The sequence below is a fragment of the Streptomyces sp. NPDC001549 genome (genome assembly GCF_042894025.1).
In the GTDB taxonomy this organism is placed as follows: domain Bacteria; phylum Actinomycetota; class Actinomycetes; order Streptomycetales; family Streptomycetaceae; genus Streptomyces; species Streptomyces kutzneri.
Genome location: NZ_JBIAVJ010000001.1, coordinates 208023 through 221085, shown reverse-complemented (window position 1 = coordinate 221085; position 13063 = coordinate 208023). Strand labels below are relative to the sequence as shown.

General features: G+C 75.4%; 9 protein-coding genes and 1 pseudogene. 3 read left to right on the top strand and 7 right to left on the bottom strand.

Annotated features, from left to right (window positions below; translation table 11 throughout):
* Positions 1 to 99: 99 nt before the first annotated feature.
* A pseudogene (locus tag ACFY04_RS01055) lies at positions 100 to 891 on the top strand (DsbA family protein); the annotation flags it as partial.
* A 331-nt stretch (positions 892 to 1222) separates the two neighbouring features.
* Positions 1223 to 2200: a prolipoprotein diacylglyceryl transferase gene (gene lgt / locus ACFY04_RS01050; RefSeq protein WP_389113907.1), complete on the top strand. Its 978-nt coding sequence runs from the start codon at positions 1223 to 1225 to the stop codon at positions 2198 to 2200.
* 310 nt (positions 2201 to 2510) lie between these two features.
* On the opposite strand, the gene ACFY04_RS01045 is transcribed toward lgt, so the two are convergent.
* From ACFY04_RS01045 to ACFY04_RS01015, 7 genes are all read right to left on the bottom strand, one after another.
* Positions 2511 to 3326 carry an HpcH/HpaI aldolase/citrate lyase family protein gene (locus tag ACFY04_RS01045; RefSeq protein ID WP_389113621.1) on the bottom strand — a complete coding sequence of 272 codons (816 nt, stop codon included), beginning with the start codon at positions 3324 to 3326 and terminating at the stop codon, positions 2511 to 2513.
* A complete protein-coding gene (locus tag ACFY04_RS01040; RefSeq protein ID WP_389113620.1) occupies positions 3323 to 4516 on the bottom strand; it encodes a CaiB/BaiF CoA transferase family protein in 1194 nt (397 codons plus the stop codon). The genes ACFY04_RS01045 and ACFY04_RS01040 overlap by 4 nt, the downstream gene beginning before the upstream one ends.
* The gene (rbsK, locus tag ACFY04_RS01035; protein WP_389113619.1) at positions 4513 to 5424 is read right to left on the bottom strand and encodes a ribokinase; all 912 of its coding nucleotides are present in this window, start codon (positions 5422 to 5424) and stop codon (positions 4513 to 4515) included. The genes ACFY04_RS01040 and rbsK overlap by 4 nt, the downstream gene beginning before the upstream one ends.
* Positions 5421 to 6722 (bottom strand): ADP-ribosylglycohydrolase family protein, encoded by a 1302-nt coding sequence (locus ACFY04_RS01030; RefSeq protein WP_389113906.1) that lies wholly within the window; start codon positions 6720 to 6722, stop codon positions 5421 to 5423. Before ACFY04_RS01030 ends, rbsK begins: the two co-directional genes overlap by 4 nt.
* Positions 6723 to 7582: 860 nt before the next feature.
* Positions 7583 to 8728, bottom strand: coding sequence for an ADP-ribosylglycohydrolase family protein (locus ACFY04_RS01025; RefSeq protein WP_389113618.1), 1146 nt, complete (start codon positions 8726 to 8728; stop codon positions 7583 to 7585).
* 7 nt (positions 8729 to 8735) lie between these two features.
* Complete coding sequence (locus tag ACFY04_RS01020; RefSeq protein WP_389113905.1) at positions 8736 to 10217, bottom strand: ADP-ribosylglycohydrolase family protein; 1482 nt, start codon at positions 10215 to 10217, stop codon at positions 8736 to 8738.
* Positions 10218 to 10804: 587 nt separating this feature from the next.
* Positions 10805 to 11791 carry an ADP-ribosylglycohydrolase family protein gene (locus tag ACFY04_RS01015; RefSeq protein ID WP_301371725.1) on the bottom strand — a complete coding sequence of 329 codons (987 nt, stop codon included), beginning with the start codon at positions 11789 to 11791 and terminating at the stop codon, positions 10805 to 10807.
* Between the two features lie 259 nt (positions 11792 to 12050).
* Here ACFY04_RS01015 and ACFY04_RS01010 point away from each other — a divergent pair, with 259 nt between their 5' ends.
* Complete coding sequence (locus tag ACFY04_RS01010) at positions 12051 to 12782, top strand: VIT1/CCC1 transporter family protein (RefSeq protein WP_314248841.1); 732 nt, start codon at positions 12051 to 12053, stop codon at positions 12780 to 12782.
* Positions 12783 to 13063: the final 281 nt, after the last annotated feature.

Genomic DNA, 13063 nt, shown 5'->3' with positions numbered 1-13063 from the left:
GATCACAGCCACGGATGTCTGATCGGGTTCTGTAGCCCGATCGGGTGGAAGTGCGGGCAGGGAGGCACGCGAGTGCCTCCCTGCTTCGTTTGGCGGAACGTGAGCGAGAAGAACGACGGTGCGAACCGCGATGCGACGAAACGATCGGCCCGGGAACGACTCCTCGTGGAGCGCGAGCGGCAGAAGACCCGGGACAAGCGCCGGCGGACCCTCGTCGTGGCGGCGGCGGTGGTCGGCGTCCTCGGCCTGGCGACCGTCGTCGGCGTGATCGCGGCCAACACCGGCAAGAGCGGCTCCGCCAAGGCGGGCCCGGTGGTCGCCCCCTCCGGGGCCACCGGAAAGGACGCCCTCGCCATCCAGGCGGGCAAGCCCGAGGCGAAGTCCTCCCTCACCGTGTGGGAGGACTTCCGCTGCCCCTCCTGCAAGTTCTTCGAGGACAACTACCGCGACGTCATCCACGACCTGGAGGCCAAGGGGCTGCTCAAGGTCGACTACCACCTGGTCACGCTCATCGACCGGAGGATGGGCGGCAGCGGCTCGCTGAAGGCGGCCAACGCGGCGGCCTGCGCGCAGGACGCCGGCAAGTTCACCGAGTACCACGACCTCCTCTTCCAGAACCAGCCGCAGGAGATCGACGACGCCTTCGGCAAGAACGCCAAGCTGCTGGAACTGGCGGGCAAGGTCGACGGGCTGGACACCCCCGAGTTCCGCTCGTGTGTCGAGGACGGCACCCACAACAGCTGGGTGGCCAAGTCGGACACCGCCTTCACCACCGGAGGGTTCCGGGGCACCCCGACCGTGCTGCTGAACGGCAAGGACATCCTTTCCGACCAGGCCAACCAGGTGACCCCGCAGAAGCTGAAGGAGCAGGTAGAGGCCGCGGCCAAGGGCTCGGGAGGCGCGGACGCCGGGGCCGGGGCCGAGAAGGCCTCACCGTCGGGCAGCGCGACCCCCGGATCCGGAGCGAAGGGCGGGGACAAGGCCGGGGACAAGGCCGGGGCGAAGGCCTCGCCGTCGGCCTCGCGTACGGGATCGGGCGGGTCCTCGTCCGGCGGATCCTCGTCCGGCGGCTCCTCGAACCGGTCCACCGGTGGGACCTCAGGCAGTTCCTCCAGCGGGTCCTCGGAGGACTGACCGCAGCCGGTTCCATGTCTGGATTTGGTTTCGTCTTGCCGGGCGGGTTGCGGTGCGCACCGCCCGGCAAGGTAGCGTCATGTCTGCCATGGACCTTGCTTACATCCCCAGTCCGTCGACCGGCGTGATCCATCTCGGACCGATCCCGCTCCGCGGCTACGCGTTCTGCATCATCATCGGCGTCTTCGTCGCCGTCTGGCTCGGCAACAGGCGATGGATCGCGCGCGGCGGAAAGCCGGGCACGGTCGCGGACATCGCCGTGTGGGCCGTGCCCTTCGGCCTGGTCGGTGGTCGCCTCTACCACGTGATCACCGACTACCAGCTCTACTTCGGCGCGGGCCGCAACTGGGTCGACGCCTTCAAGATCTGGGAGGGCGGACTCGGCATCTGGGGCGCCATCGCGCTCGGCGCGGTGGGTGCCTGGATCGGCTGTCGCCTGCGCGGGATCCCGCTGCCGGCCTGGGCGGACGCCCTGGCCCCCGGTATCGCGCTGGCCCAGGCCTGCGGACGCTGGGGCAACTGGTTCAACCAGGAGCTGTACGGCCGGGCCACCGACCTGCCGTGGGCGGTGGAGATCACCGCGGGCCCGAACCGGGACGCCGGCACCTACCACCCGACCTTCCTGTACGAGTCGCTGTGGTGCATCGGTGTCGCGCTGCTGGTCCTCTGGGCCGACCGCCGCTTCACGCTCGGCCACGGACGGGCCTTCGCCCTGTACGTCGCCGCGTACTGCGTCGGCCGCGGCTGGATCGAGTACATGCGCGTCGACGAGGCGCACCACATCCTGGGTGTCCGGCTGAACGTCTGGACCTCGATCGTCGTCTTCGTGCTGGCGGTCGTCTACCTGGTGCTGTCGGCGAAGCTGCGGCCGGGCCGCGAGTCGGTCGTCGAGCCGGACACCTCCGGCGGCAAGGACGGTGACGACGCGGCTCCGGCCGACGCGGACGCCACCGCCGAAGCCGCTGACGCGGAGAAGCCCGAGCCCGCCGAGGCCAAGACGCCCGTCCTGACGAAGGACGCCCCCGCCAAGGCCGGGTCCGAGGCACCCGAGCCGGGCAAGCGCTGACCTGATCGCTCCCCGAAGGGGGGTGCCGCGTACACCGCGGCACCCCCCTTCGCGTTCGCCGAGTCCAGCCCCGCCGGCGTTCGAGCGTGGTCGGGGCGGAGCCCCGGGACATGGCGCCGCGACAGATCCAGCCCCGCCGGCGTTTGAGGCGCGGGGTCCGGGGCGGAGCCCTGGGACACGGCGCCGCGCGCGGTCCCGGCGGGCGCCGCGCGGGTTTCGGGCGGAGCCCGGGAGGCGGTGTCGCGGCGGGTCAGCATGCGGCGTCCGGGGCGGAGCCCCGGGCGGGGGCTCCGCCCGGCGGAGGCCGGGGTCAGCGGGCGGCCATGCGAGCGGCGAGCGCAAGGGTGCGGTGCGCCGCGGCCACGACCGCCGGATCCACGAACCGGCCGTCGGGCAGCGCCAGCGCACCCGGCGTGGCGCGGGCCGCGCTCAGCACCTCCACGGCGGCGCTGACCTCCTCGTCCGCCGGGAGGTAGGCCCGCTCGATCACCGGGAGCTGGCGCGGATGGATCGCCGCCCGGCCGAAGAAGCCCAGGGAGCGGCCGCGGGCGCACGAGACGGCCAGCGACTCCAGGTCCCGGATGTCGGGGAACACCGACTGCGCCGGGGGCGTCAGCCCCGCGGCCCGGGCCGCGACCACCACCCGGGAGCGGCACCAGTCCAGGCCCGTCTCCGCGCTGACGGCCAGGTCGGCCCGCAGGTCCGCCTCGCCGAGGGAGAGCCCGCGCAGGGCGGGGTGCGCGCGGGCGATCTCGTACGCGCGCTCCACGCCCACGGCCGATTCGAGAAGGGCGTGCAGGTTCACCCCGCCGGTGCGCTCCGCGACGGCCGTGATCTGCCCCGGGGCGCTGATCTTGGGCAGCCGCAGCCCCGCGAGGCCGTGCAGCCCGCCGAGCGCGGTGAGGTCGGCGCCGCCCCAGGGGGAGTCCAGGGCGTTGACGCGGACGTGGACGGGGAGCGGGGGCCGCTCGGCGAGCAGCTCGGCGGTCGCGGCGCGGGCGTACTCCTTGCGCGAGGCCGGTACCGCGTCCTCCAGGTCGACGATGACGGCGTCCGCCCCGCAGCCGAGGGCCTTGGCGACCACCTCCGGGCGGTCGCCGGGCGCGTACAGCCAGGTCAGGATCACAGGGCTCCCTCGGTCCGCAGTGCGGTGATCTCGGCCTCGGTCAGCCCGAGCTCGGTCAGGACCTCGTCGGTGTCCGCGCCGTGCGGGCGGCCCGCCCAGCGGATCCCGCCCGGGGTCTCGGAGAGCCGGAAGAGGATGTTCTGCATGCGGAGCGGGCCCAGCTCCGGGTCCTCGACCTCGGTGATCGTGTCGAGGGCCGCGAACTGCGGGTCGGCCATCACGTCCCGCACGTCGTAGACCTGGGCGACGGCCGCCTCGGCGTCCTCGAACGCGGCGACCACCTCCTCGGCCTTGTGCCGGGCGATCCAGCCGCCGACCGCCTCGTCCAGCACGTCCGTGTGCCGGGCCCGCCCGGCGCCGGTCGCGAACCAGGGCTCGGCGATCAGCTCGGGCCGGCCCACCAGCCGCACGACCCGCTCGGCGATGGACTGCGCGGAGGCGGAGACCGCCAGCCAGCGCCCGTCGGCACTGCGGTACGTGTTGCGGGGGGCGTTGTTCGTGGAGCGGTTGCCGGTGCGCGGCTGGACGTAGCCGAGCTGGTCGTACCAGAGCGGGTGCGGGCCGAGCACGGTGAGGATCGGCTCGACGATCGCCAGGTCCACGACCTGGCCGTGCCCGGTGCGGTCCCGCCCGGCGAGGGCGGTCATCACGGCGTACGCGCAGGTCAGCGCGGCGATCGAGTCGGCGAGCCCGAAGGGCGGCAGGGTCGGCGGCCCGTCCGGCTCCCCGGTGATCGCGGCGAAACCGCTCATCGCCTCGGCGAGCGTTCCGAAGCCCGGACGGTGGGCGTACGGGCCGTGCTGGCCGAAGGCCGTGACGCGCGCCAGGACCAGGCGCGGGTTGGCGGCGGACAGCTCGGGCCAGCCCAGCCCCCACTTCTCCAGGGTGCCGGGGCGGAAGTTCTCGACGACCACGTCGGCGGTGGCGGCGAGGCGCAGCAGGGTGTCCCGGCCGCCCGGGGTGGACAGGTCGAGGGTCATCGTCCGCTTGTTCCGGCCGAGGAGCTTCCACCACAGGCCGATGCCGTCCTTGGCGGGGCCGTGGCCGCGCGAGGGGTCGGGACGGCCGGGGTGTTCGACCTTGACGACCTCGGCTCCGAAGTCGCCGAGCAGGGTGGCGGTCAGCGGCCCGGCGAAGAGGGTGGCCAGGTCGAGCACGCGCAGCCCTGCCAGCGGCCCGGTGGAGGTCACGAGGCGGCTCCGCGCTGCGCCGCGGCGAAGACGTCGGTCTCGGCGCGGGTCGGCATCGAGTCCTGGGCTCCCGGTCGCTGGACGGAGAGCGCGGCCGCCGCCGAGGCCCAGCGCAGGGCCTCGGGCATCGGCCGGCCCTCGCCCAGGGCCACGGCGAGGGCGCCGACGAAGGTGTCCCCGGCGGCGGTCGTGTCCATGGCCCGCACCCGGGGCGCGGGCACGGTCAGCGGCTCGCGGCCGCGGGCGGCGTACAGCGCCCCCGCCGCCCCGATGGTGATCACCACCTCGGGCACCTCGGCCAGCAGGGCCTCGGCGGCCTGCAGGGGGTCGGTGAGGCCGGTGAGGGCCGCCGCCTCGTGCTCGTTCGGGACGAGGAGGTCGGTGGCGGCGAGCAGATCGGCGGGCAGCGGCTGGGCGGGGGCCGGGGTGAGCACCGTACGGACGCCGTGCGCGCGGGCGGCGCGGGCCCCGGCGAGGACGGCGGAGAGGGGCAGTTCGAGCTGGAGGAGGAGGGAACCGGCGGCGGCGATCCGGGCCTCGTCCCCCGCCTCCAGACCGGTGACGGCGGCGTTCGCGCCGGGGATGACGACGATGCTGTTGCCGCCCTCGTCGTCCACCGTGATGTGGGCGGTGCCGCTGGCGCCCTCGACGGTGCGCAGGGCCGCCGTGTCGACCCGGGCCGCGGTGAGCGCGGAGCGCAGCCGTACGCCGAACTCGTCGGCCCCGACCGCGCCGATCATCACCACGTCCCCGCCGGAGCGGGCGGCGGCGACGGCCTGGTTGGCGCCCTTGCCGCCGGGGACCGTGCGGAAGGCCCGGCCGGTGACGGTCTCCCCGAGGCGGGGGGCCTTGGGGACGTAGGCGACGAGGTCCATGTTGGTACTGCCGAGCACGGCGATGGCCGTCATGAGCGTGCTGCCTCCTGTGCGGTGAGGTGGGCGAGGGCGTCGAAGCCGATGCCGTCGAAGCCGGGGACGGTGGTGGCGAGGCGGTTCTTGAGGGGCGCGGTCCAGCGGTGCGGGAGGGCCTCCGGAGAGCCGGCGAGCAGCCCGGCGAGGGCACCGGCCGTGGCCCCGTTGGAGTCGGTGTCCCAGCCGCCGGACACGGCGCGGCAGACGGAGTGGGTGAAATCCCCGTCGGCGTGGGTGAGGGCGGCGGCGATCAGCGCGGTGTTGGGGACGGCGTGGACCCAGTGGTAGTGCCCGTAGCGGGCGTGCAGCCGGTCGACGACGAGGTCGAAGTCCTCCGGCTCCGTGCGGGCCGCCCGGATCCCGAAGCGGACGGCCTCGGCGAGGCGCGAGCGGGGCGGTACGTGGGCCAGCCCGGTCCGGAGCGCGGTGTGGACGTCCGACCGGCCGGTGGCGGCGGTGGCGGTGGCGGCCGCGACGAAGAGGGCGGCGTAGACGCCGTTGCCGGTGTGGGTCAGGGCGGCGTCCCGGTAGGCCTGGGCCGCGGCTGCGGCCGGATCGCCCGGATTGGTCCAGCCGTGCACGTCGGCGCGGATGAGGGCGCCGATCCACTCGCGGAAGGGGTTGTGGTGGGTGGCGGTGACGGGCGGCTCCAGGCCGAGGAGGAGATTGCGGTAGGCGATGCGCTCGGCGGTGAAGGTCCGCCCGGCCGGCAGCTCGTCGAGCCAGAGGCGGGCCACGTCGGCGGTGGTGAAGCCCTTGCCGTGGCGCTGGAGCAGGAGCAGCCCGAGGAGGGGGTAGTTGAGGTCGTCGTCCTCGGGCATGCCGTCGATGTTCTCGGCGAGGGAGGTGGGGGCGGAGCGGCGGTTCCAGGGGTGCGCGGCCAGCACGTGCGGCGGGACGCCGCGTTCGCTGAACCAGTCGTTCAGCGGCCAGTTGCCGGCGGCGCGGGCCAGTGCCCGGATCCCCTCCAGGGACAGCTTCTCGACGGGCTTCCCGAGCAGACACCCGACGGCCCGCCCCAGCCATGCGGCTTCCAGCCGCTCCTCCAGCGGGCCGGCTTCCAGCCGTGCCCGCCCTGCGGGCGGCGGTGGCTCCGCGCCGGCGGGCCGTGGCTGTTCCGCTGCGCGGGGCGGCGCGGGGTGGGGTGCGGCGGGCCGCAGGTGTTCCCGCCTTGCGGGCGACGGGGCGGTGCCCCGTTCCCCGGTGCCCCGTTCCCCGCCGCCTGCGTGCGGGTGGGCGGCCGGGTCCGGCTGTCCGGCGGGCCGGGCGGACGGGGCTGCGTTCCTGGTGCCCAGCTGGGGCTGGTGGATCCGGCCGTCGGGGCAGGGGTGCGGCTGTGCCGCCGGGTGTCTGGGATCCCGGTGGGGCTGAGTGCTCGCTGTGCGGGCCGGGGCAGCGCCGGGGGCGACGGGCCGGGTGGGTTCCTGCCCTACGGGTGGCGCCCCTGCTGCGCGGGCCCGGGCAGCCTGGGTGCCGGCTGTCGGCGGTGGTGGTTCCGCTGCGCGGGCCGGCGCGGGGTCGGGTGCGGCGGGCCGCAGGGGATCCTGCCCTGCGGGCGGCGGGCTGGGGGCCGGGGCTGTGGTCGGGGGGTCGGCCGGGTGTGCGGCCCGATCCGGCAATGCGGCGGGGCCAGGGGGCCGGGCCGCGTACTCGGCGTCGGGCGCGGGGGGCCGGGCGTCGGGTCCGGGCTGTGGCGTGGGGGTCGGGAGTTCGGCGGGTGGCCGGGGGGATTCCGAGACCGCGACCGGGGCCGGAGGCCAGGTGGCTTGGATGGCGGGCCAGGACTGGGGCTCGTCGGCGGCCGAGCGGGGCGGGAGCTGCGCCAGGTCGTCGAGGAGGCGGGCGGCCAGTGCGCGCAGTTCCGGCGGGGCCGGGGTGGGGGAGGACCCGGCGCGTTCGGGGGCGGGACGGCCGCCCGCCGCGAGCCAGGCCCGGAGGGCGGCGGCCGGGTCCCGGCCGTCCTCCGCGGCCTGGCGCAGCTCGTGCCCGACGAGGTCCTCGGGCTGGGCCCAGGTGAGCCGGAGGGGCTCGCACGCCGGGCCGGGCCCCTGGGACGCCCCCGGCTCCGGCCGGGAGCGGCGCCGGGCCGGGGCCGGGGCGTCGGGGGGACCCGGCGGGTGCGCGGGAGCGGCCGGGGCCGGACCGGTGCTGCCGGTCACCGGGGGTCCGCGATCGCGGTGAAGGCCGACTCGTGGGACCGGCGGCGGGAGCGGTCGAGGGCGAAGATCTCCCGGGCCACCGCGGCCAGCGCCTCGGCCGGGGCGTGCAGGTCGAGGCGGCTGGCCTCGGCGACCTGCTTGGCCCAGTCGGCCGGGACCACGGCCTCGCCGCCCAGGGCCCCGGCGATCGCCCCCGCCATGGTGGCGATGGAGTCGCAGTCCCGGCCGTAGTTGACCGCACCGAGCACCGCGGTCTCGTACCGCCCGTCCGCGACGAGCAGCATCCCCAGCGCGACCGGGAGCTCCTCGATGGCATGGAGGCGGGAGGGACGGCGGGCGCCGAGCGACGGGTTGCGGTAGTCCGGCCCGACCGAGTCGTACGGGGTCACCGCCGCCCGCAGCGGGGCCAGCGCCGACTCGAAGTCCCGGTGGCCGGAGGCCACTTCGCGGACGGCCGAGATCGCGTCGCGCGTGCCGTCCTTGGCCAGGGACAGGGCCGTGTCCACCACCGAGGCGGCCGTCGCCCCCGGCACGCACGCGGCCGCCACCGCCGCCGCGAACACGCCCGCCGCCTCCCGTCCGTACGAGGACTGGTGCGCACCGGCGATGTCCAGCGCCTCCGCGTACGCGCCCGCCGGATTGCCCGCGTTGGCGATGCCCACCGGCGCCATGTACATCGCCGCGCCGCAGTTGACGATGTTGCCGCTGCCGGCCTCACGGGGGTCGGCGTGTGCGTAGTGCAGCCGGGTCACGATCCACTTCTCGGCGAGGAAGATCCGCTGCAACGGCAGTGCCTCGGCCTCCAGTTCCGGGATCCAGCGGGGCGTGGACATCAGGTCGGGGACCAGGTGCTCGGCGATCGCGTAGGCGTCGAGGTGGTCCCGTACGGCCTCGTAGACCCGTACCAGCGCGTGCGTCATCAGGGTGTCGTCCGTGACGTGCCCGTCGCCCTTGTGGTACGGCGCGATGGGGCGGGCCGTGCGCCAGTTCTCGTGCCAGGGGCCGACGATGCCGTGCACGCGGCCGCCGTGCCGTTCCACGATCTGGTCCGGGGTCCAGCCCTCCACCGGGCCGCCGAGCGCGTCGCCGACGGCGGCTCCGACGAGAGCGCCGCGGGCCCGGTCCTCCAACGTGAGCGTCATGTCCGAATCATCCCTTGGGTGAGGTGAGTTCCGTGGCCGCGAGGAGCGCGGCGAGTTCCACGAGGTCGGTGCCGGCGAGGCGGGGGAGGGCGCAGCCGGAGAGGGTGCGGCAGGCCTCGCGCCAGGCGGCGGGGATCGAGTCGCCGCCGCCGAGGACGCCGGTCAGCGCGCCGGCCAGGGCGGGGGCGGAGTCCGCGACGCGGGACAGGCAGGCGGCGGCCGGGACGGCCTCGGTCATCCTGCCGCGGGCGGCGGTGGCGAGGGCGAGGGCCACGGGGACGGTCTCGGCGGCGGCGATCCCGTAGCTGTAGACGTGGTCGACGATCTCGTGTTCGAGGGTGGGGACGATGGCGAAGGCGCCGCCGTCCTTGTGGGTACGGGCGAGGCGGACGGCATGCCGGGCGTTGCGGCCGATCTCGGTGGCCTCGGGGAGCTGGGCGAGGGCGGCGTCCACGGCGGCGTCGACGTCGGAGGTGGTGAGGGCGGTGGCGATGGCGGCGGCCATCGCGCGGGCGCCGTGCACCCCGTCGCCGTCCTGGGTGTAGCGGGCGTCGAACTCGGCGAGGTCGGCCGCCGCGCGGGCGTCGCCGGGGTGCACGACGGCGAGGACGCAGGCGCGGACGCAGGCGGCGTCGTCGAAGTAGTGCGGGTTGTCGTGGCCGGTGGCGGGCGGGCGCAGGCCGGTGGCGAGATTGCCGAGGCCGGCGCGGACGGAGATCCGGGCGCGGAGGGGGAGGACGGCGGACTCGACCTCGGGCGCGCGTTCCGCTGCCGCGGCGACCTCGGAGGCGAGGGCGTTCCACGCGAGGTCGATGGCGGCGCGCATGCGGCGGGACCGGGAGAGGTCGCTGAGCAGCACACCGGCGGCGGTGAGCACGGACTCGGCGACGAAGGCGGCCCATTCGGCGTCGTCGGAGGGGCCGAGGCGGAGGGGTTCGGGGGGCTGGTTGAGGGCGATGGGGACGGGGAGGGTGGTCGTGGCGTTCTGCTCGGCGAAGGTGTCGAGCTCGCGGGTCAGACGGCGGGTCCACTCGGGCATCCGGCTGGCGCGGTGGCGGGCGGCGGGCCACCCGGCCGCGTCGCCTGCGGCGAGCCCGAGGAGGAGGCCCTCGATGGGCCGCGGGCGCCCTGCGGGGAGCTCGGCGGAACGTTCCGGGGTCAGGACCCCGGTCCCGGCCCTGGCCCCGGTCCCGGCCACGACCCGGGACACCGTCTCGACCCCGGTCGTGTCCGCGGCCGCGGTCGTACGGGTCTGTGCCAGGGCGGGGTCGGCCGTGCCCGCAGCGTGCTGCCCGGCCCGGACCACGGCCCCGGTCCCGGCCCCGGGACTCCCGGTCACGGTCCCGGCCCCGGTTCGGAGCGTGCCCAGGGCGTGCTGCCCGGTCCGGACGACGATCCGGGATCCCGCCGCGGGAGCGGGCGCGAGGACGCTTCCCACCCCGCCCCCCTCCGCACCCGGGGGCAGTGCCGGTGCTGTGCGCGGTGGCATTCCGGCCGGGGCCGCGTGCCCCCGATCCGGCGCCAGGGTCGCCGACCCTGCGGTCAGGTCCCCTGGGTCCGGCTCCGCCGGTGCCGGACCCGGCCCCGCGACCAGGTCTGCGACGGCCGGGGTGAGGCCGCGGGGGCCCCGCTCCGCCGGGGCCGGGCCCGTACCCGGGGTCTGCTCGGCCGGGGGCGGCGCCAGCGCCTCCCCCCGGGCCTGACCGCCCGGGTCCAGGCCCCCCGATCGCCGCTCCGCCGGTGCCGGACCCGACCCCGTGACCAGGTCTGCGACGGCCTGGGCCGGGTGTGCTGCGGGCAGCGTGCGCGGCGGCGCCTGACCCCGGGTCTGACCGCCCGGGGTCAGGACCCCGGGCCCCCGCTCCGCCGGTGCCGTACCCGTACCTGGTGTCGTACCCGTACCCGTACCCGTACCCGTACCCGGGGTCGGGGTCGGGGGCGCCGGGGGCGGTGTCGGTGGCGTCCCGGCCGGGGGCAGGCCTCCGGGGCGCCGCTCGGGTGGGGGCGTACCCGGGGGCAGGGTTCCCGGGCCTCGGTCCGCCGGGGCGGGGGTGGTCAGGTCGTCCGGGGAGAGGGTCATCGGGCGGCCTCGCATTCCGGGGTCAGGAGGTCCGCGATGTCCAGGACGTGGTAGCCCCGCATCGAGGGGAGGCAGCTGCCGCGGACCGGGCCGATGGCCGAGGACCAGGCGGCGGGGATCGCGGCCGCCCCCGACAGCGCGCCGGCCAGGGCGCCCGCCACCGCCGCGGTGGTGTCGGCGTCGCGGCCCATGTTCACGGCGGTGAGGACGGAGGACGGGAAGTCGCCCCGGCAGGCGGCGAAGGCGCCGAAGGCCAGGCCCACCGCCTCCGGGGCCAGGTCGGTCCACGGGTAGCCGCCGATGACCACCGCCGAGCGCACCGCCCGTTCGCCGCGCGGGGCGGCGGTGACCGCCCGGCGCAGGGAGCGGGCAGTCCAGGAGTCGGACGGGATGACGGACAGGGCCGCCGAGATCACCGACGCGGGGGAGCCGCCCGCCATGGCCGCGGCCACGCCCGCCGCGACCGCCTGGCCACCGTAGATGCCCTCGCCGTCGTGGCTGACCGAGCCGTCGATGGCGACGAGCCGGGCCGCTTCCGCGGGCCGGCCCGCGGCGAAGACGCCGAACGGCGCGGCCCGCATGGCCAGGCCGTCCGACCACGCGTGCCGGTGCTGGGCGGAGATGGGCGCGGCCAGGCCCCGGCGGAGGTTCTCCAGGGTGCCGCGCTCCGAGAACCCGGCGCCCCGGAACGGGCCTTCGTCGAGGTCGGCGATCCAGTGGTGCCAGGCCCGCTCCACGTGGGAGACGGTGAGCGCCGAGCCGTGGCGGGCCAGCAGCAGCCCCGAGAAGATCGCGTACTCGGTGTCGTCCGTGCCCGCCGGGTCCTCCGACACGAAACCCTCGATGCGGCCCCACTTCGCCCGGATCTCCGACGGCTTCATGTTCTCCGCGGGGGCGCCCAGCGCGTCGCCCACGGCGAGTCCGAGAAGAGCGCCCCTGGCCCGTTCGAGGAGGACCTGCGGATTGCATGCAATCAGCTTCATCGGCTCCATGGCGCGCCTCTCCCACATTGGATGGGGCTCATCATGAGCCCTTGGGGGATTTGTGCCATGGCATGTGGTTTGTCGCTCGTCGCGAAACACCCCGCGAACACCCCCGTCACCCGGTCGCCGACCCGCAAAAGCCCAGGTAAGTACGGCCTTCCTTGCTGGCGGGCGGCAGAAATCGTGCGTAGTTTCGAGGTGTTCAGGGGGAGCGGGGCGACTCACGCAGCCCGTTCGCATATTTGGGGAGATACGCCGCATGTCCATCATCGACATCGAAGCACCGCTGCACACCGCGCACCGCGACAACCACACCCACCGCGACGTCAACGGTGGATGGCTGCGGCCGGCCGTCTTCGGTGCCATGGACGGGCTCGTCTCGAACCTCGCCCTGATGACCGGTGTGGCCGGCGGCGCCGTCGCTCCGCAGGTCGTCGTCATCACCGGGCTGGCGGGTCTCGCGGCCGGCGCGTTCTCGATGGCGGCCGGCGAGTACACCTCCGTCGCCTCGCAGCGCGAACTGGTCCTCGCCGAACTGGACGTGGAGCGCCAGCAGTTGCGCAAGCACCCGATCGACGAGATGGAGGAGCTCGCCGAGCTCTACGTCTCCCGCGGCGTCGAGCCGCCGCTCGCCCGCGAGGTCGCCATGCAGCTGTCGCGCGATCCCGAGCAGGCGCTGGAGATCCACGCCCGCGAGGAGCTCGGCATCGACCCCGACGACCTGCCCTCGCCGCTGGTCGCCGCGGTCTCGTCGTTCGGTTCCTTCGCGCTGGGCGCGCTGCTCCCCGTACTGCCGTACCTGCTCGGTGCCACCGCCCTGTGGCCCGCGGTGCTGCTCGCGCTGGCCGGGCTGTTCGCCTGCGGCGCGGTCGTCTCCCGGGTCACCGCGCGGTCCTGGTGGTACAGCGGCGCACGCCAGCTGGTCCTGGGTGGCGCGGCCGCCGGTGTGACGTACATCCTGGGAACCTGGATCGGCGGAGCCATAGGCTGACCGCAGCTGGAGTGAGACACTATGCAGTACGCAACATAAGTAGTCCGTTACTCGGCGGTTTCGAATCCGTGTCCGCCGGGAATCACACCAGGGCTCCGGGCAACGATGCCCGCCCTGCACCGGGACCTCCGCCTCGCGCGATACCTCCGTAGAGCGCCGCGAAAGTCCCCTCTTTCTGCCTCGCGCAGTCCGCATGCTGGAATGGCGTATCCGCTTCTCGGGATTGTCGTCATCATGTAATCTGCACGAAATTTCGCAGAGGGCCAACGTCGTCCCTCGGC